This window comes from Pseudacidovorax intermedius (assembly GCF_003350475.1).
Taxonomy (GTDB): Bacteria; Pseudomonadota; Gammaproteobacteria; order Burkholderiales; family Burkholderiaceae_C; genus Xenophilus; species Xenophilus intermedius.
The window spans coordinates 130,662-153,615 of sequence record NZ_QQAV01000011.1; the positions used below are offsets into that span (position 1 = coordinate 130,662).

17 protein-coding genes are annotated in these 22,954 nt (G+C 71.4%); 9 read left to right on the forward strand and 8 right to left on the reverse strand.

The window, feature by feature from the left end; translation table 11 throughout:
* From DFR41_RS22495 to DFR41_RS22510, 4 genes are read right to left on the reverse strand one after another with little or no spacing between them, the layout of a single operon-like run.
* Entirely contained in the window at positions 1–699 is a 699-nt protein-coding gene (locus DFR41_RS22495; RefSeq protein ID WP_114804383.1) for a heavy metal response regulator transcription factor, read from the reverse strand.
* Positions 699–3,875 (reverse strand): efflux RND transporter permease subunit, encoded by a 3,177-nt coding sequence (locus DFR41_RS22500; RefSeq protein WP_114804362.1) that lies wholly within the window; start codon positions 3,873–3,875, stop codon positions 699–701. Before DFR41_RS22500 ends, DFR41_RS22495 begins: the two co-directional genes overlap by 1 nt.
* The gene (locus tag DFR41_RS22505; RefSeq protein ID WP_114804363.1) at positions 3,872–5,119 is read right to left on the reverse strand and encodes an efflux RND transporter periplasmic adaptor subunit; all 1,248 of its coding nucleotides are present in this window, start codon (positions 5,117–5,119) and stop codon (positions 3,872–3,874) included. Before DFR41_RS22505 ends, DFR41_RS22500 begins: the two co-directional genes overlap by 4 nt.
* A 21-nt stretch (positions 5,120–5,140) precedes the next feature.
* A complete protein-coding gene (locus DFR41_RS22510) occupies positions 5,141–6,751 on the reverse strand; it encodes an efflux transporter outer membrane subunit (RefSeq protein WP_425326723.1) in 1,611 nt (536 codons plus the stop codon).
* A gap of 136 nt (positions 6,752–6,887) precedes the next feature.
* Here DFR41_RS22510 and DFR41_RS22515 point away from each other — a divergent pair, with 136 nt between their 5' ends.
* The 5 genes from DFR41_RS22515 to DFR41_RS22535 all read left to right on the forward strand — a co-directional run bounded on the left by DFR41_RS22515 (position 6,888) and on the right by DFR41_RS22535 (position 14,201).
* Complete coding sequence (locus DFR41_RS22515; protein ID WP_114804364.1) at positions 6,888–7,619, forward strand: DUF3348 family protein; 732 nt, start codon at positions 6,888–6,890, stop codon at positions 7,617–7,619.
* Complete coding sequence (locus tag DFR41_RS28200) at positions 7,616–10,630, forward strand: DUF802 domain-containing protein (RefSeq protein WP_114804365.1); 3,015 nt, start codon at positions 7,616–7,618, stop codon at positions 10,628–10,630. The genes DFR41_RS22515 and DFR41_RS28200 overlap by 4 nt, the downstream gene beginning before the upstream one ends.
* A gap of 1 nt (position 10,631) precedes the next feature.
* Entirely contained in the window at positions 10,632–11,300 is a 669-nt protein-coding gene (locus DFR41_RS22525) for an OmpA family protein (RefSeq protein WP_114804366.1), read from the forward strand.
* Between the two features lie 11 nt (positions 11,301–11,311).
* On the forward strand, positions 11,312–11,941 hold the full coding sequence (locus DFR41_RS22530) for a DUF2894 domain-containing protein (RefSeq protein WP_244917839.1): 630 nt from the start codon (positions 11,312–11,314) through the stop codon (positions 11,939–11,941).
* A 151-nt stretch (positions 11,942–12,092) separates the two neighbouring features.
* A complete protein-coding gene (locus DFR41_RS22535) occupies positions 12,093–14,201 on the forward strand; it encodes a hybrid sensor histidine kinase/response regulator (RefSeq protein WP_114804368.1) in 2,109 nt (702 codons plus the stop codon).
* Here the strand turns inward: DFR41_RS22535 and DFR41_RS22540 are convergent.
* Positions 14,173–15,444 (reverse strand): alpha-hydroxy acid oxidase, encoded by a 1,272-nt coding sequence (locus DFR41_RS22540; protein WP_114804369.1) that lies wholly within the window; start codon positions 15,442–15,444, stop codon positions 14,173–14,175. The two genes, DFR41_RS22535 and DFR41_RS22540, sit on opposite strands and share 29 nt — an antisense overlap.
* A 122-nt stretch (positions 15,445–15,566) precedes the next feature.
* Between DFR41_RS22540 and DFR41_RS22545 the strand changes: the two genes are divergently transcribed.
* On the forward strand, positions 15,567–16,466 hold the full coding sequence (locus DFR41_RS22545; protein WP_114804370.1) for a LysR family transcriptional regulator: 900 nt from the start codon (positions 15,567–15,569) through the stop codon (positions 16,464–16,466).
* 13 nt (positions 16,467–16,479) lie between these two features.
* Here DFR41_RS22545 and DFR41_RS22550 read toward each other — a convergent pair whose 3' ends face one another.
* Positions 16,480–16,791, reverse strand: coding sequence for an ArsR/SmtB family transcription factor (locus DFR41_RS22550; protein ID WP_114804371.1), 312 nt, complete (start codon positions 16,789–16,791; stop codon positions 16,480–16,482).
* A 118-nt stretch (positions 16,792–16,909) separates the two neighbouring features.
* Between DFR41_RS22550 and DFR41_RS22555 the strand changes: the two genes are divergently transcribed.
* The 3 genes from DFR41_RS22555 (at position 16,910) to DFR41_RS22565 (ending at position 18,450) form a co-directional block, all read left to right on the forward strand.
* Positions 16,910–17,257 (forward strand): carboxymuconolactone decarboxylase family protein, encoded by a 348-nt coding sequence (locus DFR41_RS22555; protein ID WP_211322641.1) that lies wholly within the window; start codon positions 16,910–16,912, stop codon positions 17,255–17,257.
* A gap of 41 nt (positions 17,258–17,298) precedes the next feature.
* Positions 17,299–17,496: a YgaP family membrane protein gene (locus tag DFR41_RS22560; RefSeq protein ID WP_017760462.1), complete on the forward strand. Its 198-nt coding sequence runs from the start codon at positions 17,299–17,301 to the stop codon at positions 17,494–17,496.
* 99 nt (positions 17,497–17,595) lie between these two features.
* A complete protein-coding gene (locus DFR41_RS22565) occupies positions 17,596–18,450 on the forward strand; it encodes an alpha/beta hydrolase (protein ID WP_017760461.1) in 855 nt (284 codons plus the stop codon).
* Positions 18,451–19,474: 1,024 nt separating this feature from the next.
* Here DFR41_RS22565 and gcvP read toward each other — a convergent pair.
* Positions 19,475–22,372 carry an aminomethyl-transferring glycine dehydrogenase gene (gene gcvP, locus DFR41_RS22575; protein ID WP_114804373.1) on the reverse strand — a complete coding sequence of 966 codons (2,898 nt, stop codon included), beginning with the start codon at positions 22,370–22,372 and terminating at the stop codon, positions 19,475–19,477.
* A gap of 181 nt (positions 22,373–22,553) precedes the next feature.
* Positions 22,554–22,934, reverse strand: coding sequence for a glycine cleavage system protein GcvH (gcvH, locus tag DFR41_RS22580; RefSeq protein ID WP_114804374.1), 381 nt, complete (start codon positions 22,932–22,934; stop codon positions 22,554–22,556).
* Positions 22,935–22,954: the final 20 nt, after the last annotated feature.

Genomic DNA, 22,954 nt, shown 5'->3' on the forward strand with positions numbered 1-22,954 from the left:
TCAGTCGTCGTCGCCGCCGGCAGTGCCCGGCGCGCGCTCTTCCAGCACATAGCCCATGCCGCGCACCGTGTGCAGCAGCGCTTGGGCGAAGGGCAGGTCGATCTTGCCGCGCAGGCGCTTGATGGCCACCTCGACCACATTGGTGTTGCTGTCGAAGTTCATGTCCCACACCTGCTCGGCGATGGCGGTCTTGGACAGGATGTCGCCCTGGCGGCGGGCCAGCAGGGTGAGCAGTGCGAATTCCTTGGCCGTGAGGTCGATGCGCTGACCGGCGCGCAGGGCGCGGCGGCTGATCAGGTCGATCTGCAGATCGCCCACGCGCAGCAGCGTGGGCTCCTGCGCGCGGCCGCGGCGCGTGAGCGCCTGCAGCCGGGCCTGCAGCTCGATGAACGAGAAGGGCTTGACGAGGTAGTCGTCCGCGCCGCCCTGCAGGCCCCGCACCCGGTCTTCCACGCCGTCGCGGGCGGTGAGCATGATGACGGGCGTGCCCTTGACGGCACGCAGCGAGCGCAGCACCTCGAAGCCGTCCAGGCCCGGGAGCATGGCGTCAAGCACGATGACGTCGAAGTCGTGGTGCAGCGCCAGGTGCTGGCCGTCGATGCCGTCGTAGGCGACGTCCACCGTGCAGCCCTGCTCGGTCAGGCCCTGGCTGAGGTAGTCGGCCGTCTTGCGCTCGTCCTCGACGATCAGCACGCGCATCATGACCCGGCGGCCTCCAGCCGCGGCGTCGCGGTACGGGCGGCGCGCGCGGCCTTGCGGCGCACGTACCAGTGGTGGGCGCGGTCGAGGTAGAGGTAGACCACCGGCGTGGTGAAGAGCGTGAGCACCTGCGACAGCAGCAGTCCGCCCACCATCGCATAACCCAGCGGCCGGCGCAGCTCGGAGCCGGCGCCATGGCCCAGCATCAGCGGCAGGCCGGAGAGCAGGGCGCACATGGTGGTCATCATGATGGGGCGGAAGCGCAGCACGCAGGCCTCGAAGATGGCGTCGCGCGGACTCATGCCGCGGTCGCGCTCGGCATGCAGGGCGAAGTCCACCATCATGATGCCGTTCTTCTTGACGATGCCGATGAGCAGGATGATGCCGATGAGTGCGATCACGCTCAGATCGTAGCCGCCCGCCATCAGGATCAGCAGCGCCCCGACGCCGGCCGAGGGCAGGGTGGAAAGGATGGTGAGCGGATGGATATAGCTCTCGTACAGCAGACCCAGCACGATGTACACCGCGATCAGCGCCGCCAGGATCAGGTAGGGCTGGGTGCGCAGCGACGCGCTGAAGGCCTGCGCCGTGCCCTGGAAGCTACCGGTGAGCGTGGGCGGCACGCCCATCTCGGCCTGCGCCTGCTGGATCTGCTGCACCGCCTGGCCCAGCGCGAAGCCGGGCTTGAGGTTGAAGGAGATGGTCGCCGCCGGGAACTGGCCCTGGTGGTTCACGGCCAGGTAGCTGGTGCGCGTCGTGTCCACCTTCACGAAGGTGGACAGCGGAATCTGCTGGCCGTTGATGGGCGAGGTGATGAACAGCCGGTCGAACAGGCTCGGGTCCTGCTGCAACGCGGGCGTCACCTCCAGCACCACGTTGTAGCTGTTGAGCTGGGTGAAGTACTGCGCCACCTGCCGCTGGCCGATGGCGTCGTACAGCGTGGCGTCGATCAGTGCCGGCGTGATGCCGTAGCTGGAGGCGCGCTGCCGGTCGATGGTCAGGCTGGCCATGGGCGCGGCGTTCTGCTGGTCGGAGCTCACGTCGGTCAGGGCCGGCAGCTGCTGCAGCCGCTGGGTGATGCGCTGCGTCCAGGTGTCGAGCTCGCCCAGGTCGGTGTCGGTCAGCGTGTACTGGTACTGCGTGCGTGCCAGCCGTCCGCCCACGTTGATGTCCTGCCCCGCCTGCATGTAGAGCGTGATGCCGGGCACACGGGCCAGCTTGGGCCGCAGGCGGCCGATGATCTCGTCGGCCGTCTCGGTGCGGCCGTCTTCCTTGGGCTTGAGGCCGATGAAGAAGTTGCCCGAGTTGAAGGTGCTGGCGCCGGCCTGCAGGCCGAAGGCGGTGACGTCCGGGTCCTGCCGCACGATGTCGGCCAGGGCCAGCATGCGCCCGTGCATGGCCTCGGACGACGAGTCCTGCCCCGCCACCGCGGTGCCGAAGATGTAGCCCGTGTCCTGCTGCGGGAAGAAGCCCTTGGGGATCACGACGAACAGCGCCACCGTGGCGGCCACCGTCGCGATGAAGCTCATCAGCGTGATGAAGGGATGGCGCAACACCACTTCCAGCGCACGGCGGTAGCCGCCGATCATGGCCTCGAAGCCGCGCTCGAACAGGTCGAAGAGCTTGCCGTGCTTGGGCGCCGCGTGGGCGCCGTCGCCATGCGGGTTCTTCAGGAACCTGGCGCACAGCATGGGCGTGAGCGTGAGCGAGACCACCACCGACACGGCAATGGTCAGCGTCACCGTCACCGCGAACTCGCGGAACAGCCGGCCCACGATGCCGCCCATCAGCAGCAGCGGAATGGACACCGCCACCAGCGAGACCGAGATCGACACGATGGTGAAGCCGATCTCCTGCGCGCCCTGCAGCGCCGCCTGCATCGGCGGCATGCCGTCCTCGATGTGGCGGTAGATGTTCTCCAGCATCACGATGGCGTCGTCCACCACGAAGCCCACCGCGATGGTCAGCGCCATGAGCGAGAGGTTGTCCAGTGAATAGCCCAGCACGTACATGACGGCGGCCGTGCCCAGCAGGGCCAGCGGCACGGTCACGCTGGGGATCAGCGTGACGGTCAGGCTGCGCAGGAAGACGAAGATCACCGCCACCACCAACGCCACCGACAGCACGAGGGTGAACTCCACGTCCTTGACCGAGGCGCGGATGGTCTGCGTGCGGTCGATGATGGTGCTCACCGTCACGCTGGGCGGGATGGAGGCTTTGAGCTTGGGCAGCGCCGCGAAGATGCGGTCCACGGTGTCGATCACGTTGGCGCCCGGCATCTTGGTGATGGCCAGAGAGATCGCCTGGCCCGGCTCGATGTGGCTGCCCTCGGGCTCGGCCTTGCCCGGGAAGGCCCACGCGGCGATCTTGGCGTTCTCGGGCCCGTCCACGGCCACGCCCACGTCGCGCACGCGGATGGGGGCGCCATTGCGGTAGGCCAGCACCATGTCGTTCCACGGCGCGGCCTTGAGCAGCTGGTCGTTGGTGTAGACGTTCATGGCCTGGGAAGCGCCGTCCAGCGTGCCGGTGGGTGCGCTCACCGTGGTGTTGGCGATCACGCCGCGGATGTCCTCCAGGCTCAGGCCCAGGCCGCGGATCTTGGCCGGGTCGACCTGGATGCGCACGGCCGGCTTCTGCTGGCCGAATACGTTGACCAGGCCCACGCCCTCGATGCGCGAGATTTGCTGCGCCAGGATGTTCTCGGCATAGTCGTCCACCTGCGTCATCGGCAGCACCTGCGACTGCACCGCCAGGATCAGCACCGGCGCATCGGCCGGGTTGATCTTGCGGAAGCTCGGCGGGCTGGGCAGGTTCTTGGGCAACTGGCCCGTGGCCGAGTTGATGGCGGTCTGCACGTCCAGCGCGGCGCCGTCGATGTTGCGGTCCAGGTCGAACTGCAGCGTGATCTGCGTCAGGCCCAGCGAGCTGGTCGAGGTCATCTGCGACAGGCCGGGGATCAGCGAGAACTGCCGCTCCAGCGGCTGCGCCACGTTCGAGGCCATGGTCTCGGGGCTGGCGCCCGGCAGTCGGCCGGTGACCTGCAGCGTGGGGAAGTCCACCTGCGGCAGCGGCGCCACCGGCAGCATCGGCCAGGCCACCAGGCCGATCAGCAGCAGCGCCACGGCCAGCAGCGAGGTGCCGATGGGCCGGCGGATGAAGGCGGCGGAGATGCTCACGAGCCGGCTCCCTGGCCGCCCTTGGCGGTCTCGGCGGCCTTGGCACCGGCCGGTTTGTCGGCGCCGGGGGCAGCGCCCTTGGCGTCGCCGCCTTCCTTGGCCTCGCGTACCGCGGTGCCGGGGGCCAGGCGGAACTGGCCGTCCGTCACCACGCGGTCACCGGCATTCAGGCCCTTGGTCACGACGGCCGTGTTGCCTTCGCTGCTGCCCACCTCGATGGCTTGCACGCGTGCCTTGCTGTCGGAATCGACCACGTAGCTGAACAGGCCGTTGGGCCCGCGCTGCACGGCGGCGACCGGCACGGTCAGCGCATTGCGCTGCTGGCCCAGCACCAGCCGGGCGTCCACCGACTGCCCGGGCCACAGCTTGTGGTCGGGGTTGGCGAAGCGGCCCTTCATGGCGATGGTGCCGGTGGTGACGTCGATCTGGTTGTTCAGCAGCGTCAGCTCGCCGGCGGCCAGCACCTCGTGCGTGGTGCGGTCGATGGCCTGCACCTGCAGCGGCGCCGGTCCGTGCAGGGCCGTGTTGATGGCCTGGAAGGCGCTTTCGGGCAGGGTGAACTGCACGGCGATGGGATCGATCTGGTTGATGACCAGCAGGCCGGCCGCGTCGGTGGCGTGGACGATGTTGCCGGGGTCGACCAACCGGGCGCCGATGCGACCCGACAGCGGCGCGGCGAGCGTCGCGTAGCTCAGCTGCACCTGCGCGGCGGAGACGGCGGCGGTGTCGCTCTGCACGGTGGCGGTGAGCTGGCGCACCAGGGCGGCCTGGGTGTCCAGCTGCTGGCGCGTGGCGGCGTCCTGCTGCTGCAGCTCGGTGTAGCGCTGCAGGTCGGCGCGGGCATTGGTCAGCTGCGCGTTGTCGCGCGCCAGCGTGCCCTGGGCCTGGGCCAGGGCCGCCTGCAGCGCGCGGGCGTCCAGACGGGCCAGCACCTGGCCGGCCTTCACGTCCTGGCCTTCCTTGAAGTTGACGGCCTCCAACTGGCCGTCCACCCGGGTGCGGACGGTGACCGAGGCCATGGGCAGCACGCTGCCCATGCCGGTCATGGCCAGGGGCACGTCCTTGCGCTGAACCGTGGCCACGCGCACCGGCACGGCGGGCGGCGCCTTGGCGGGCTCGGCGGCATGCGCGTCGCGGTGCAGTCCGGGATGCCAGGCGGCGATCAGCAGGGCGACGGTGGCGACCGCCGCGCCGGCCGTGCGGCCGCGGCGGGAGACGAGGGGAGTGCGATGGGGCAGGGACATGGCGTTCGACGGAAAGACGGATCAGCGCGTGGCGGGCCTGGCGGAGGCAGCGATTTCGGCGGAGGGGGCGGACGCCGCCGTGGGCGTCGCCGCAGGCGCGGTGGCGGGCGTGGCGTCGGCCGCGTCGCTGGCGTGGGGGATGGCGGGCAACTGGCCCGTACCCCAACCGCCGCCCAGCGCCTTGACCAACGCGACGCTGGCCGCGTACTGCCGGCCTTCCAGCTGCAGCGCGCTGCGCTCGGCTGTCAGCGCCAGTGCCTGGGTGGTGACGACGGTGGTGTAGTTGGCGGTGCCGGCGCGGTACTGGCTCAGCACCACACGCAGGGAGTCGCGGGCGGCCTTCACTGCGCGGTTCTGGGCCTCGCGCTCGTGGGCCAGTTCGCGCAGGGCGGCCAGGTTGTCCTCCACGTCCTGGAAGGCGGCCAGCACCGTCTGGCGGTAGCCGGCGGCCGCACCGTCGAAGGCGGCGCGGGCCTGCGCCACCTTGGCGCTGCGGGCGCCGCCGTCGTAGATCGACGCCGCGAGCGCGAAGCCCAGGGCCCACACCTTGTCCGGCGTGCGGGCCCAGGCCGTGAGGCCGGCGCCCGAGAAGCCCCCGCTCGCGCTGAGCGTGAAGTCGGGGTAGTAGGCGGCCGTCGCCACGCCGATCTGCGCATTGGCGGCCGCCACGCGGCGCTCGGCGCCCGCGATGTCGGGCCGGCGTTCCAGCAGCTGCGAGGGCAGGCCGGGCGGCATCACCGGCAGGGCGAGGGGCGAGGACGCCTCTTCGGTCAGCGGCGGCAGCGAGAACTCGCCGGGTGTCCTGCCCAGCAGCACGGCCAGGGCGTGCTCCAGCTGGCGGCGGGTCAGGTCGATGTCGATGGCCTGGGCCTCGGCCGAGGCCAGGTTGCTTTCGGCCAGCGCCACGTCCGAGCGCAACGCGGTGCCGGCGCGGTACTGCGCCTGCGCCAGCCGCAGCGAATCGCGGTAGCCCGCCACGGTGCGGGCGTAGAGCGCCTTCTGGCGGTCGTCCAGGCGCAGCTGGATGTAGTCGTTGACCACGGCCGCCTGCAGCGTGAGCCGGGCCGCGGCCAGGTCGGCGGCGCTGGCCTGGGCGCTGTCGGCCGCCGCTTCGGCGCCACGGCTCACCTTGCCGAAGAAGTCCGGCTCCCAGGCCGCCTGCAGCGACCAGGCATGGGTGTCGCCCAGCACCGAGGTGCCGTTGCTCTTGCTGCGCCCGCGCCCGCCCGAGGCGCTCGCGCCCACGGTCGGGAAGAAGCCGGCCGAGGCGCCATCGACCAGCGCCTGGGCCTGGCGGTAGGTGGCCGAGGCCTGGGCCAGCGTGGGGCTGGCCGTCATGGCCTGGGCGACCAGTGCGTCCAACTGCGGATCGCCGAACTGGCTCCACCATGGCGAGTCGGCATCGGCCGCCTTCGGCGCCGCGGGGCGCCAGGGGCCGTCTTCCTTGAAGGCGCCGTGGCTGGCGCCACTGGGCACGGGCGGCGGCTGGTAGTCGGGACCGACGGCGCAGCCCGCCATCAGCAGGGCGGCGCACAGGGCGGTCAGCGGGAGCTTGGGCGAGCGCCGCCGTTCAAGGGCAGGGCGCCCGCAGCGCGGGAAGCGGTCTTGGTCGAAGGAAGGCATGGGCAGCATGGCAGACACGGCCGCCACTGTGGGCGCCGGGTGCCGACGCCTCGCTGACGGCAAGATGACAAAGCTGTCAGGTGGCGCGGCCGGAGCCCGCTGACCCCCGGTGTAGACTGCGCGGTTTTTCGACCCGGCAACCCCCATGGCGCTCACCACCGTGCGCACGGGCCTGACCGGTGCGGCGCTTGTGCGATTGCTGGCCGGCCTTGCCGGTCCGCGGGCGCAGGTCCGGGATTCCAGAGACGCCTTCGCCGACCGCCTGAGCCATTGGCTCGGCTGGACGGATGCCATCTCGCTGTCAGCGGCCCTCGAACGGCCGCTGCCGGCCCCGAGCGCTGCCGGCGCCCCTTCCACCACCGACGATCCCTGGCTGCAGGAGCAGGCCGAGGTGGAGCGCGTGCGCGCGGTTTTGGCCCATGGCCATGCCAAGGAGGCCGCCGCCGCCGGCCGGTCCACCTTCGAGCAGGGCATCGGCTTCTCGCCGTACCGGCAGCGCTATCTGGCACGCCAGCAGGCGATGGAGATGGCGATCGGCCTGCTGCGCGAGCGCCTGCGTGCCGTGGTGGCGGCCCGCTCGCCCGAGCTGGCGCGGCTGGCCGCCGTGGATGCTGTGATGGCCCAGACCCTGGGCCCGCACGAGGACCGGCTCATGGCCGGCGTGCCGCCGATGCTCGAGAAGCACTTCCGTCGCCTCGCCGAGGCGCATGGACCCGAGGACGAAAGCTGGCTGGAGCCTTTCCGCCAGGACCTGCACACCGTGCTGCTGGCCGAACTGGAGCTGCGGATGCAGCCCGCGCTGGCCCTGCTCGAAGCCCTCCGGCCACCGGGCGCCGCCGCGCCGACGGTGGCCACACCAGGAAACAAGGACGAATGACGAGACTGATTGCCAAGGCCCTCCAAGGGGCGGTGTTCGCGGCCGGACTGGCCGCCGTGCTGTGGGTCGGCGCCGGCTACCTGGGCCGCCAGCCGCTCGCGCTGGCGGTGATGGTGCTGATCGGTGTGTTCTTTCTGGTGGGCGGCGTGGAGCTGCTGCGCTTCGACCGCGCGACACGCACGCTGGCCCGCGCGCTCGACAGCCTCGGCAGCGCCCCGGCCGATGCCCGCCATGCCTGGCTGGCCCCGGTCGAACCCGCGCTGCAGGGCGCGGTGCGTCAGCGCATCGAAGGCGGCCGCGTCGCCTTGCCCGGCCCGGCGCTCGCGCCCTACATCACCGGCCTGCTGGTGCTGCTGGGCATGCTGGGCACCTTCATGGGCATGGTCGTCACGCTGGACGGCACCGGCGCCGCGCTCACCGGCGCCACCGAGCTGCAGGGCATCCGCGATGCGCTGTCGGCCCCGGTGCGCGGTCTGGGCCTGGCCTTCGGCACCTCGGTGGCCGGCGTGGCCGCCTCGGCGGCGCTGGGCCTGATGTCGGCCCTGGCCCGCCGTGAGCGGGTGCAGGTGGGCCAGCAACTGGACGCGGCCATCGCCGGCCCGCTGCGCGCCTTCTCGGCCACGCACCACCGCGAGGCCTCGCTCAAGCTGATGGAGCAGCAGGCCGGCCTGCTGCCCACCCTGGTCGAGCGGCTGCAGGCCACCATGGAAGCGCTGGAGCGCCAGCAGCAGGCCCTGAACGAGCGGCTCACCGCCGACCAGGCCCGCTTCCACACCCAGGCCGAGTCGGCCTATGCCGCGCTCGCCGCCTCGCTCGAGCGCAGCCTCAAGGAGAGCGTGGCCGAGGGCGCGCGCCTGAGCGGCGCCGCCATCCAGCCCGCCATCGAGGCCACGCTGGCCGGCCTGGCGCAGGAAAGCGGCCGCCTGCAGTCCGCCATGGCCGAACAGGTGCGCCGACAGCTCGACGGCGTGGCCGAGCGCTTCGGCCAGGCCACCACCGAAGTGGCCGGCCTGTGGCGCAGCGCCCTGGCCGAACAGCAGGCGGCGCAGGCCGCCGGCAGCCGCGCCTTCGACGAGGCGCTGGCCCGTTTCACCGGCCATGCCCAGCAGCGCGATGCGGCTCTGGACGAGGCGCTGACCCGCTTTACCCAGCACACGCAGCAGCACAGCCTGGCGCTGGCCGACGATCTGGCGGCCCGGCTGGACCGCCAGTCCGAAACCCTGGGCCAGCGCTGGGCGGAGGCCCTGTCCCAGCAGGCCGCCGGTGCCGAACAGATGGCCATGCGCCACGAGGCCGCGCTGCAGCGCGCCGCCGAAGGCTTCGCCAGCCAGGCTGTCGCCCTGCACGAAGGCGTCGCTGCTGCCCATACCGAACTCCAAAGCCGCATGGCCGCCCACGACGACACCCGCCTGGCTGCCTGGACCGGCGCGCTGCGCAGCCTCGCCGAGGAACTGCGCCAGCAGTGGCAGCAGGCCGGCGCCCAGGCCACCGGCGAATGGCAATCCGTCGGCGAGACCCTGTCGCGCAGCGTGCGCGACATCACCGCCGGTGCCGAGGCCCAGGCCCAGCGCCTGCTGGCCGACCTGGACCGCCGCGCCGCCGCCGACGAAAGCCGCCTGGCCGACTGGCGCGCCGCGCTCGAAACCACCGCCACCGCCCTGCGCGAGGAATGGCGCGCCGCCGGTGCCGAATCCGCCGGCCAGTGGCAGCAACTGGGCGATGCCCTGCGCCACACCGCCGCCGAGGTGGGCGGCCATGCCGAAGAACAGGCCCGCCGTACCCTGGCCGAGATGGAGCGCCGCGCCGCCCTGGACGACGGCCGCCTCCAGCAATGGACGGCCGCCCTGGAGACCATGGCCGCCAACCTGCGCGAGCAATGGCAGCAGACCGGCAGCGCCGCGGCCGACCAGTGGCTGCAGGCCGGCCGGGCCGCCTCCGCCGAGCTGGAGCGCGCCAGCGGTCAGATCGCCGCTCAGCTCGAACGCGCCAGCACCGGCGCCGCCGAGGCCCTGGCCCTGGCCAGCAGCCAGGCCGCGGGTCAGCTGCAGCAGGCGACCGGCCAAGTTGCCGACGGCCTGCAGCGCGCCACCGGCGAGGCCGTGGGGCAGTGGCAGCAGGTGGGCGAGCAGTTGCGCCAGGCTGCCATCGACATCGGCAGCACGGCCCAGGCCCAGGCCGAGCGCACGCTGGCGCAGATCGAGCAGCGCGCCTCGCAGGAGGCCGAGCGCCAGGTCGCCTGGACCGGCGCGCTGGAAGCCACCGTCGCCACCCTGCGCACGCAGTGGGAAGCCGCCGGCGAGCAGGCCACCCGCCAGTTGCGCGAGGCCGGCGCCGCCCTGGCCCGTACCGCCACCGACATGAGCACCCAGATGGAGGCGCAGGCCCAGCGCACCCTGGCCGAGATCGGCCAGCTGGTGCAGGCCGCCGCCGAGGCACCACGCGCCGCGGCCGAGGTGATGGGCGAGCTGCGCGAGCGCATCAGCGACAGCATGGCCCGCGACCAGGCCACGCTGGAGGAACGCGAGCGCCTGATGCAGACCCTGGGCACGCTGCTGGAGGCGCTCAACCGCCAGGCCACCGAGCAGCGCGGCGCCATCGACGCGCTGGTGGACACCACCACCGGCCTGATGGAGCGTGCCAGCGGCCGCTTCGGCGAGACGCTGCAGGCGCAGGTGGAGCGCTTCGGCCAGGCGCTGGACGCCCAGGCCGCCCGACTGGACGAGGCCGGCACGCAGCTGGGCGCCAGCGCGGTCGAAGTGGCCAGCCTGGGCGAAGCCTTCGGCGGTGCGGTGCAGCTCTTCGGCCAGGCCAACGGCGAGCTGCTGACGCAGCTCAAGGGCATCGAGACGGCGCTGACCAAGTCCCTGGCCCGCAGCGACGAGCAGCTGGACTACTACGTGGCCCAGGCCCGCGAGGTGATCGAGCTGAGCATCGGCGCGCAGAAACAGATCATCGACGACCTGCAGCACCTGGCCGCCCAGCGCGGGGTGGATGCGCACGCAGAAGCTTGACATGGCAGCCCTGAACGACGACCTCGTCGACGGCGGCGCCGAGCCGGCGGTGCCGGTCTGGGCCGTCTTCGGCGACCTGATGGCCGGTGTGCTGGGCGCCTTCGCGCTCATCCTCGTGGCGGCGCTGGGCATGCAGATGGAACTGGCCGACCGCCTCAAGGCGGAGGTGCAGCAGCGCGAGCAGGCTGCCCGCCGGCTGCAGACGCTGGAGCAGGCCCTGGCCGGCCCGCTGGCCGCCGGCCGCGTGACGCTGGCGGACGGGCGCATCGGCATCCGCGGCAGCGTGCTCTTCGCCTTCGCCTCCGACGAGCTGCAGCCCGAAGGCCGCCAGCTGCTCAAGACCCTGGCCGGCCCGCTGGGCCGCTATCTGCGCGAACGCGGCGAGATCCTGATGGTCAGCGGCTTCACCGACGACCGGCAGGTGCGTGGCGACAGCCGCCGTTTCGCCGACAACTGGGAGCTGTCGGCCCAGCGCGCGCTCACCGTGACCCGCGCGCTGATCGACGAGGGCATTCCGGCCGATGCCGTGTTCGCCGCCGCCTTCGGTTCCCAGCAGGCCGTGGCCTCCAATGCCGACGCCGACGGCCGCGCCCGCAACCGCCGCGTCGAGATGGCGCCCATGCCGCGGCCCGCCCGCACCGAGGCCGGCAAGGCGGCGGTCAAGCCCTGATGATGACCGCGATGACTGCACTGCAGGCGCGCCTCACCGCCTGGCGCGAAGACGGGTCGGACCGGGCCGATCCCGCCGCCTTCCTCGTGATGGAAGCGCTGGCGCGGCGCACCGTCGGGCAGCCGCAGCGGATCCAGCAACTGCTGGTGCCCCGGTTGGAGGCAGCCCTTGATCGCTATGCCGCCGGCCTGGCTGCGCGGCCGGCTCAGGCCAGCGAAGCGCCGGCGCCGGCACCGCGCGGTGCCCTCGGCCAGTTGGCCGATGCCCTGGCGCAGCGTGGCCGCAGCGCCCCCGAGGACGGGCCGCCGCTGCTGGCGACGGCCGAGGGCCAGTCCCGGCCGCCGGAGCTCAAGGCGCTGCGACGTTTCCGCGGCACCTGGTCGCGCCTGTCGGCGCAACAACGCCTGCGCGACGCGACGGCCCAGGTGCCGGCCCAGGCCGGTCCGTTGAATTCGCACCAGCTGGTCTATCGCGCCCTGGCCCTGATGCAGCAGCTGGCGCCGGGCTATCTGGAGCATTTCGTCGGCCATGTGGACGCGCTGCTGTCCATCGAGCAACTGCAGTCGCCACCCCCGCCGCCGCCCGGCAAGGGCGAGCTGCGCGCCGCGACACCACGTCGCAAGTCGGCGCGGGGCCGTTGAGCGCACCGACGCCAGCGTGCGGCTGTCGGACGCAACGGCCACGCAGGGGCATTCGGCAAGGCTGCATTCACACTTCGCGACAATGCTTCCGGCCATCGCGGCGATGGCCGTCTCCTGGTCGGCGAACCCGCCTGACTGAAGCACAGCGCAGATGAATTCCCCCTTTCCTGTCGACGGCGGCGCCATGGGCGCGGCAGTGCGGGCCCATGACTGGGCCGCGACACCGCTCGGGCCTGCGGAGCAATGGCCGGGCGCGTTGCGCAATGCGCTCGCCCTGATGCTCAACTCGCCCGAGAGCATGTACCTGGTCTGGGGCGATGCGCTGACCTTCTTCTTCAACGACGCCTACCGGCCGATCCTGGGGCCGAGGCTGGATGGCGCGCTGGGCCAGTCGCTGCCCGTGCTGTGGTCCGACGCCTGGGAGGCCGTGCGTGGCCCGCTTGAGCAGGCGCTGGCCGGCCGCGCGAGCCGCTTCGTCGACGTGCCCATCACCATGGCGCGCTATGGGCATGAAGAGCAGACCTGGTGGTCCTACTCGTACTCGCCGATCTACGACGGCGACGTGGTGCGCGGCGTGTTCTGCTTCACCACCGAGACCACCGCGCGCGTGCTGGCGCAGCAGCAGCTCGCGGCCGAGGCCGAGCAGCAGCGGCGCATCCTCGACGAGCTGCCGGGCTTCGTGTGGACGGCCGACCGCGCCGGCATGGTGCGCTACGTCAGCCCGCGCTGGACCGCCTTCAGCGGCCAGCCACGCGAGCGCTTCCTGGACGAGGGCTGGGGCGATTTCGTGCATCCGGACGACCTGCCGGCGCTCGCCGGTGCCTGGCAGCGCGCAGTGAAGGCACGCATGCCCTACGAGGCGGAGTTCCGAATGCGCAGCCCGCGCGACGGCTACCGCTGGTGGCTGTCCCGCGCGCACCCGGTGGCGGGAGAGACCGACAGCGCCATGGCCTGGGTGGGCATCTGCACCGAGATGGACGCCATCATCGACGCGCGCGAGATGCTCAGCCGCTCGCGCGATGCGCTGCAGGACGCCGTGAGCGAGCGCACCCGCAAGCTCGAGGCGGCGGAGGAAGCGCTGCACCAGGCCCGCAAGATGGAAGCCATCGGCCAGCTCACCGGCGGCCTGGCGCACGACTTCAACAACATGCTGGCGGCCGTCTCCGGTGCGCTGGAGCTGATGGACATCCGGCTGCGGCAGAACCAACCCGAGCACCTGGCCCGCTACATCCGCACGGCGCAGGACGCCACGCGGCGCGCCGCCGCGCTCACGCACCGGCTGCTGGCCTTCTCTCGCCGGCAGACGCTCGCGCCGCGGCCCACGCCGGTGGACGAACTGGTGGCCGGCATGGTCGAGCTCATCCAGCGCACGGTGGGGCCGCAGGTGCACATCCTGACGCATGCCCAGGCTGCGCCCTGGCCGGCGCTGGTCGATCCGTCGCAGCTGGAGAACGCGCTGCTCAACCTGTGCATCAATGCCCGCGACGCCATGCCCGACGGCGGCCAGGTGCTGATCGAGACGGTGAACGTGCCCATGGATGGTCCCGCCGCCCGTGCGCATGACCTGCCCGAGGGCGACTACCTGCTGCTGCGCGTGACCGACAACGGCGTGGGCATGCCGGCCGACGTGCTGGACAAGGCCTTCGATCCCTTCTTCACCACCAAGCCGCTGGGGCAGGGCACGGGGCTGGGGTTGTCGATGATCTACGGCTTCGCGCGTCAGTCCGGCGGGCAGGTGCGCATCGCCTCCGAAGTGGGGCGTGGCACGGTGGTGTCGATCCATCTGCCGCGCGCCATGGAGGGTGCGCTGCCCGTGGCACCGACCGACACCCGCGCCATGGCCGACCCGGCCGCGCAGGCCGACTGGCCCGTGCTGGTGGTGGAGGACGAAGAGGCCGTGCGCCAGATCGTGGCCGAGACGCTGCGCGACCTGGGCTGCAGGGTGCTGGAAGCCGCCGATTCGCTGGCCGGCGTGGCGATGTTGCGCGCGTCGCCCGAAGTGCGTCTGCTGATCACCGACGTGGGCCTGCCGGGTGGCATGAACGGGCGGCAACTGGCCGACGCGGCGCGCAGCCTGCGACCGGCGCTGCCGGTGCTCTTCATCACCGGCTATGCGGAAAACGCGCTGCTCCGGGACGGCCAGCTGGAGCCCGGCATGGCGGTGCTGACCAAGCCCTTCTCGGTGCACCAGCTCACCAGCGAGCTGCGGCGGCTGCAGCACGCCTGGCCCGTCACGCGGGCACCGGACCCCGCGGCATGAGGAAGTCCGGCGAAAGCTGAGCCGGCCGCGTGACGCCCAGCATGGCCAGGTTGCGGTCCACCTCGGCCGACAGCAGCTGGATGGCATGCGCCACGCCCGCCTCACCGGCCACCGCTGCCGCGAAGTTGAAGGGCCGGCCCAGCCATACGAAGCGCGCGCCCAGCGCCAGGGCCTTGAGCACGTCGCTGCCGCGGCGGATGCCGCCGTCCATCATCACCGCCATGTCGCCGGCCACGTCCATCACGGCCGGCAGCGTGCGCAGGGCCGAGACGGCGCCGTCGAGCTGCCGCCCGCCGTGGTTGGAGAGCACGATGCCGTCGGCGCCATGCTGACGGGCCAGCGCGGCGTCCTGCGGCGAGACCAGCCCCTTGACCACCAGCGGCCCGCGCCAGCGGCGGCGGATGCGGGCGATGTGCGACCAGTCGAAATGGTCGCGCTTGGAAAAGTCGCGCTCCACGTTGCGCGAGATGACCGGCGCACCGCGCTCGGCGAAGGAGTTCTCGAAGTGCGGCATGCCGTCTGCCAGCGTGCGCAGCAGCGTGCCCAGCGTCCAGCGCGGATGCGTCAGCCCGTCCCAGGCCAGGCGCAGGCTCGGGCGCAACGGGGTCGAGAAGCCGGCGCGGATGTTGTTCTCGCGGTTGCCGGCCACGGGCACGTCGGCGGTGATCACCAGCGTCTCGAAGCCGGCGCGCTCCACGCGGTCAAGCAGGGCGTCGATGCGCTCGGGCTGGCCCGGCAGGTAGGCCTGGAACCAGCTGCCGGGGCCGGCGGCGATGACCTTTTCCATGGGCGTGAGCGAGCTGCCGCTGAGTACGTACGGAATGCCGGCGCGTGCCGCGGCGCGCGCCATCGCCTCGTCGCCGCGGTAGGCCGAGAGCGCGGCAATGCCCATCGGCGCGATGCCGAAGGGCGCGCTGTAGCGACGGCCGAAGAGCTCGGTGCCCAGGTCGCGCTGCGACACATTGGCCAGCACGCGCGGCACGAAGCCCCAGTCGGCGAAGGCGCGGCGGTTGTCGTCCAGGCTGCTGTTGGTCTCGGCGGCGCCGGCCACGTAGCCGTAGATGGCGCGCGGCAGGTGGCGCGCGGCCAGGCGCTGGAAGTCGTCGAGGGCCAGCACTTCGGCCAGCGGGCCGCGCGCGGCGCCGCCGCTGAAGGCGCGCCACGGGTCGTGGGCGGGCGCCGGCGCAGTGGCAGGCGGTTGGGCGAGGCCGGAGTCCGGGGTGGGCGCGGAGGTCGGGGTCATGGGCAGATGGAGGGCTGTCAGGCTGCGCCGGATTGGCGCGCGATGGGACCGGACTGTAGGCAGTCCGCTCCACGAGCGAAAGCGAATAATCCAGCGCAGCCAATTTCACTGAAGTCGAACAAGTGACGCTCAAGCAACTGGAAGCCTTCTACTGGGCCGCGACCTGTGCCAGCTTCGCGCTGGCCTCCGAGCGGCTGCACTTGAGCGTGTCTTCGCTATCGAAGCGTCTGGCCGAGCTGGAGTCCGCGCTGGGCGCGCCCCTGTTCGACCGGGCGGGGCATCGCGCCCGGCTTACCGAGGCCGGCCAGCGTCTGCTGCCGCTGGCGGCCGATCTGCTCCAGCGCGCCGAGCAGGCGCGGATGGCCGTGGGCCCGGGCGCGACGCTGAGCGGCATCGCGCATCTGGGCACGGGCGAACTCGCATCCATGACCTGGCTGGCTCGCGCGGTGGCCTGGCTGCGCGCGCGGCATCCCGCGATGGAGTTGCGCATCGAGGTGGACATCGGCGCGCACCTGGCGCGGCGTGTCGAGCAGGCCGAGCTGGACGCCGCCGTGATCTCGGGCGCCGCCTCGCGGCCGACCTTGAGCGCCTTGCCCCTCGGGCAGGCAGCCTTCGTGTGGTGCGCCTCGGCCGAGCTGGCGGCAGGCATCGAACGGCTGGATGCCGAGTCCTGGTCGCGGCACACGCTGGTCGCGCTGCCGCGCGGCTCGGGCGTCACGCAGTTGCAGGACGGGTGGATGGCCCGCGCCGGTGCCCGGCCGCGCGCGGTGCTGAGTTGCAGCCAGTGGGGCGCGGTGGCGAGCCTGCTGGCGGCGGGGCAGGGCATCGGCATGCTGCCGCTCGGGCTGGCGGACGGGCTGGTGCAGCGCGGCATCCTGTGCCGGCTGGCCGCCACGGAGCCGCTCTCGACGCTGGACTACGGCTTCCACTTTCGTCACAACGACCCGCGCCCCCTGGTGGCGGCGCTGCGGCAAGCCTGCCTGGAGACGGTGGACTTCGACGCGCCCGGGCCCTTCTTCTGAGAAACGGCGGGCCTCAGGGACAGAACAGCTCGGCCAGCAGTTCGATCATGCGGCCCGCCCTGGGATCGTCGATGCGGTAGTACACCATCTGGCCCTCGCGCCGGCTGGCGACCAGGCCGTCTTCGCGCAGGCGGGCAAGGTGCTGCGACAGCGCCGACTGGCCAAGGCCCACCTCCGCCTGCAGCGCGCCCACCGACAGCTCGCCGTGCTTGCCCAGCAGGCACAGCACCAGCAGGCGCGATTCGTTGCCCAGCGCACGCAGGAAGGCGGCGGCCTGCTGGGCGCCTTCCTGGAGCAGGGCGTGCTCGGGGTTGATGTGGGTCATGGATGGTGCGAACGCGCTGGCCGGGGGTGGTTGAATATTAGGGTTTCCTAATATGATGGACTTGCGCTGGGTCGAGTGTCGCGGCTTCGTGGCCGGCCCTGCCGAGCAGCAATCCGCCATGACCGACTACCGACAGATCACCCACGACATCTCCGCGCAACTCGTGCCCTTGCGGCAGACCGTGCCCGGCGTCATGAAGGGCTTCGCCGACATGGGCAAGGCCGCCATGGCCGAGGGCGCGCTCAGTGCCAAGACCAAGGAGCTGATCGCGCTGGCCGCGGGCGTCGCGGCCCATTGCGAGGGCTGCATCGGCTTCCACACCAAGGCGCTGGCCCGGCTGGGCGCGACCGAGGCCGAGGTGCAGGAGGCGCTGGGCGTGGCCATCTACATGGGCGGCGGGCCCTCCGCGATGTACGCCGCCAGTGCCGTGGAGGCCTTCCGCCAGTTTTCCGCGGCGTCCGCCTGAGCGGCGGCGCCCTTGTCCATCTCACTCATCGAGGAGCACTCATGACCCCCAATGTCGGAACCCTGGATCGCGTGCTGCGGATCGTGGCAGGCCTCGTGCTCATCGGCCTGGCGCTGGCCGGTGTGATCGGGGCCTGGGGCTGGATCGGCCTGGTGCCGCTGGCCACGGGGCTGCTGCGCTTCTGCCCGGCCTACACGCTGCTGGGCCTGCGCACCTGTCCGGCCAATTCGTCGCGCTGAGGGCAGCCGGCGCGCGTTCGGCGCGCTGACGCCAGCGCGTCCGGCCCGGCCGGGGCCGCTTCCTAGAATGGTTCGTTGCCCTCATCCAGGAGACGTTCCATGACAGAAGACAGCATCGAGTTCAACTCGCGCGACGGCATCCGCATCCAGGCCTGGCGCTGGTCGCCCGAGGGCGCGCCGCGCGGCATTGTCCAGGTCCAGCATGGGCTGGGCGAGCATGGCGGGCGCTACCGCCGCTTCGGCGAGGCGCTGGCCGCCGCGGGCTACGTGGTCTATGCGCCCGATGGCCGCGGATCGGGCCGCACGGCGCAAGGGCGTTATGGCCATTGGGGCCGCGACGGCTGGCCGGGCTGGGTGGACGACCTGCTGCAACTCAATCACCGCATCCGCCAGGACCATCCGGGCCTGCCGCTCGCGCTGATCGGCCACAGCATGGGCTCCTTCGCCACGCAGCAGTTCCTGCTCGACCATTCGCGGGAGGTGGAGGCGGCGGTGTTGCTGGGCTCGACCGAGGTCTCCGGCATCGTGGCCATGATGACCGCGCCGGGACCGGTGGACCTGAGTTCGCTGAACCAGGGCTTCGAGCACCGCACCGGCTTCGAATGGCTGAGCCGCGATGCGGCCGAGGTAGACCGCTACTGCGCAGATCCGGCCTGCGGCTTCGTCCCTGAGCCCTTCACCGGCATCGAGACCCTGGCCCGCGCGGCGGACCCGGCGGTGCTTCCCGGTATCCGGTCCGATCTGCCGATCCTGATCCTCTCGGGCGATGCCGATCCCATCGCGGGCGGCGGGGCGGCCCTTGAAGTGGTGGCGCAGCGCTACCGCGATGCGGGTGTCAAGGATGTGGAACTGACGCTGTATCCGCAGGCTCGGCACGAGTTGCTGAACGAGACGAACCGCGACGAGGTGACGGCGCGGATCGTGGGCTTCCTGGATCGGACGATCGGGGGCTAGGGTGGATTGAAGGCCCTGGAGACCAGGTTTCTTCAGGTCTTGGGCCTTTTTGGCGTTTGGCGTTTGACGTTTGGGCCCTTGCTTGTCGCTGGGGGCGCGCGCCGGCACCGGGCCCAGGGCGCGCGGGCTCATACGGGGTCGGTCGGCCCTGCGGGCCGACTCCGCTGCGGTGCTCGAATGGACGGGCCGCGGCAGAACTCGCTACGCGCTTCGCGCTGCGCTCAAACAACCGCCGCGAGTCAGTTCACGAAGCAGGCCTGTCCTTCGGCAGGCCTGCAGCCCGTCCATCCTGCGCGCCTCGCCGACCCCGAAATCGCCCGCGCGCCCTGGGCCCGGTGCCGACGCGTGGAGGCGGACGTTGGGCATCCAAGGGGCCGGAGTTGTGCGGAATGCAACCACGGTGGCGCACTGCCCCCATCCCTCCCTGCCTTCCCCCAGCGGGGGAAGGAGTCCAGCCAGGAACGCAAGTGAGCCTGCTTCGGTGCAGGGTGAAGGCACAGGCACAGGGTGCAGGTCCAGGTCGAAGTGCGGGGTGCGGGGTGCAGGGTGCAGGGTGCAGGGTGCAGGGTGCAGGTGCGGGACGTAGTGCCGGCCGATTACCCCCAGTGCAGGCCCTGGTGCCGGTGAGGGCGTGGCGGCGCGCCTGTGGGGCGCCGAGGAGCGCAGGGCGGACGGGCTGCGGGCCTGCCGAAGGACAGGCCCGCTTCGTGAACTGACTCGCGGCAGTTGTTTGAGCGCAGCGCGAAGCGCGTAGCGAGTTCTGCCGCAGCCCGTCTGCCCGAGCACCGCAGGGAAGTCGGCGCGCAGCGCCGACCGCCCCACTTGAAGCGCCGACACGCCCTCACCGGCACCAGGGCCGGACCACCGGGCACACACTTCGAAGCCCAAAGCCCAAAGCCCAAAGCCCAAAGCCCAAAGCCCAAAGCCCAAAGCCCAAAGCCCAAAGCCACGCAACCCCGCGCACAACAGCGCCGGGATCGCCCGTCACGGGTGCCGACAATGGCCGCTCCGGATCAACCCAGCCCTACGCCGATTCGTCCTGCAACTCGCTCACCGGCACGCAGCTGCAGAACAGGTTGCGGTCGCCATAGACGTTGTCCACGCGCCCGACCGGCGGCCAGTACTTGGCCTGCTTGAGCGTGGTCAGCGGAAAAGCCGCCACCTCGCGGGAGTAGGGATGCGCCCAGTCGGTGGCTGCCAGCGTGGCCGCCGTGTGCGGCGCGTTCTTCAGCGGGTTGTCCTCGCGCGGCCACACGCCCTCCTCGATGCGGCGGATCTCGCCGCGGATGGCGATCATGGCGTCGATGAAGCGGTCCAGCTCGGCCAGCGGCTCGCTCTCGGTCGGCTCCACCATCAGCGTGTTGGCCACCGGAAAGCTCAGCGTCGGCGCGTGGAAACCGTAGTCGATCAGGCGCTTGGCGACATCCTCGGCCATCACGCCGCTCGTCTCCTTCAGGCCGCGCAGGTCCAGGATGCATTCGTGCGCCACATGGCCGTTGGCGCTGGCATAGAGCGTGGGGTAGTGGTCGGCCAGACGCGCGCTGATGTAGTTGGCGTTGAGGATGGCCGTCTCGGTGGCCTGCTTCAGGCCCTCGGCGCCCATCATGCGGATGTACATCCAGCTGATCGGCAGCACGGCCGCGTTGCCGAAGGGCGCGGCGGACACCGCCCCCACCGTTGCCGGCTTGCCGCCCGTCGCATGACCGGGCAGGAAGGGCACCAGGTCTTCCACCACGCACACCGGGCCGACGCCCGGGCCGCCGCCGCCGTGGGGGATGCAGAAGGTCTTGTGCAGGTTCAGGTGGCTCACGTCGCCGCCGAACTCGCCGGGCGCCGCCACGCCCACCAGGGCGTTCATGTTGGCGCCGTCCACGTACACGCGGCCGCCGTGCGCATGCACGATCTCGCACAGCTCCTTCACCCGCGTTTCGAACACGCCATGGGTGCTGGGGTAGGTGATCATGATGCAGGCGAGCCTGTCGCCATGCTTCTCGCAGGCGCGCTTGAGGTCGTCGATGTCGACGTTGCCGTTGGCGTCGCAGGCGGTTACCACCACCTGCATGCCCGCCATCTGCGCGCTGGCCGGGTTGGTGCCGTGCGCAGACGAAGGAATCAGGCAGATATTGCGGTGCGACTCGCCCCGGCTCTCGTGCCACGCCTTGATGGCCAGCAGACCGGCGTACTCGCCCTGGCTGCCTGCATTGGGCTGCAGGCTGATGCCGGCATAGCCCGTGGCCTGGCACAGCCAGTTGCGCAATTGCGCATCCAGTTCGGCGTAGCCGGCCAGCTGCTCTGCCGGTGCGAAGGGGTGCACATCGGCGAACTCGGGCCAGGTGATGGGGATCATCTCGCTGGTGGCGTTGAGTTTCATCGTGCAACTGCCCAGCGGGATCATGCTGCGGTCCAGTGCGAGGTCCTTGTCGGACAGGCTGCGGATGTAGCGCAGCATGGCCGTCTCGCTGTGGTGCGTGTTGAAGACCGGGTGCGTCAGGAAGCCGCTGGTGCGCTGCAGTGGTTCGGGGATCAGCGAGGGCAGGTTCGCCTCGAAGTCCTCCACGCGGGGCAGCGCCTGGCCGTCAGCGGCGAAGGCCTGCCAGATCAGCGCCAGGTCGGCGCGGGTGGTGGTCTCGTCCAGCGAGATGCAGAGGTACTCGTCGAAGTAGACGCGCAGGTTGGCGCCCAGCGACAGGGCCTTGGCCAGGACGGCCTGCGTCCTGTCCTTGGTGTGCAGCGACAGCGTGTCGAAGCTCGGCACCTCGCGCAAGGGCGCGCCCAGCTGCTTCAGGCCTGCGGCCAGGATGGCGGTATAGGCGGCCACGCGGCGGGCGATGCGCGTCAGGCCGGCGGGGCCGTGGTAGACGGCATACATGCTGGCCACGACGGCCGGCAGCACCTGCGCCGTGCAGATGTTGGACGTGGCCTTCTCGCGCCGGATGTGCTGCTCGCGCGTCTGCAGCGCGAGGCGGTAGGCGGGCGCGCCGTGGCTGTCCACGCTCACGCCCACCAGGCGGCCGGGCAGCGAGCGCTTGATTTCGTCGCGGCAGGCCATGAAGGCGGCATGCGGGCCGCCGGCGCCCATGGGCATGCCGAAGCGCTGGGTGCTGCCGACCACGATGTCGGCGCCCCATTCGCCGGGCGGGGCGATCAGCGTCAGGGCCAGCAGGTCGGTGGCGACGATCAGCGCGGCCTGCTTGCCATGGATCAGCTCGGCATCGGCGCGCAGGTCGTCGATGCGGCCGCTGGTGGCGGGGTACTGGGCCAGCACGGCGAAGTAGTCGCCGGTCAGCAGCTCGTTCCATTGCGCCAGCGAATTGGCCAGCACCACCTCGATGCCCAGCGGCGCTGCGCGGGTCTGGATCACCTCGATGGTCTGCGGATGCGCGTCGCCCGCCACGACGAAGCGTTGGCTCTTGCTCTTGACGCTGCGCCGGGCCAGGGTCATCGCCTCGGCGGCGGCGGTGGCCTCGTCCAGCATCGAGGCATTGGCGATGGCCATGCCGGTCAGGTCGGTGACCATGGTCTGGAAGTTGACCAGCGCCTCCATGCGGCCCTGGCTGATCTCGGCCTGGTAGGGCGTGTAGGCGGTGTACCAGGCGGGGTTCTCCAGTACGTTGCGCAGGATGACGCCCGGCGTGTGCGTGCCGTGGTAGCCCTGGCCGATGAAGCTCTTCACTCGCTGGTTCTTCGATGCGATGGCCTTCAACTCGGCCAGCGCCTCGGCCTCGCTCACCGCGGGCGGCAGCTGCATCGGCTGACTGCGGCGGATCGAGGGCGGCACGATGCTGTCGATGAGCTGGGCGCGCGAGCTTTCTCCCACGGTGGCCAGCATGCGCGCCTCGGCTTCGGCGTCGGGGCCGATGTGGCGGGCGATGAATTCGGTGGGGTTCTCGAGGTCGCGCAGGGAGAAGGCGGAGGAGCTCATGGCAGCGGGCCGGCAGGGTGAAGGGAAGAAGAAGCGGGGCGCTCTCGCGAAACGGGGAGCTGGGGCCTGAGGGCAATGGAAGCGAGGTGGTGAAGGACAGGCCGTGGCCCTCACCCCAACCCTCTCCCAGCGGGAGAGGGAGGCATGCCAGCGCGTCGGTGCGGACGCGCCGGCGCAGGCCTCAGGCGCCTTCGGTGAACTTGGCGTAGCCCGGCTCGTCCATCAGCTGGTCGAACTCGGCCATGTCCTTGTCCTGCAGCAGCACCTTGAAGAACCAGCCGGCGCCCATCGGGTCGCTGTTGGCCAGGGACGGGTCGGCGCGCAGGGCTTCGTTCACTTCGACGATTTCGCCGGTGACGGGCATGTAGATGTCGGCGGCCGCCTTGACGGACTCGACCACGCCGGCGACTTCGCCCTGCTTGAAGGTCTTGCCGACTTCGGGCAGGTCGACGAAGACCACATCACCGAGCGCTTCCTGCGCATGCATGGTGATGCCGACGGTGGCGGCTTCGTGGTCGGCGATCTCGATCCACTCGTGATCCTTGGAGTAGTGAATGGTCATGCGGGGCTCCTGAAAGAAGA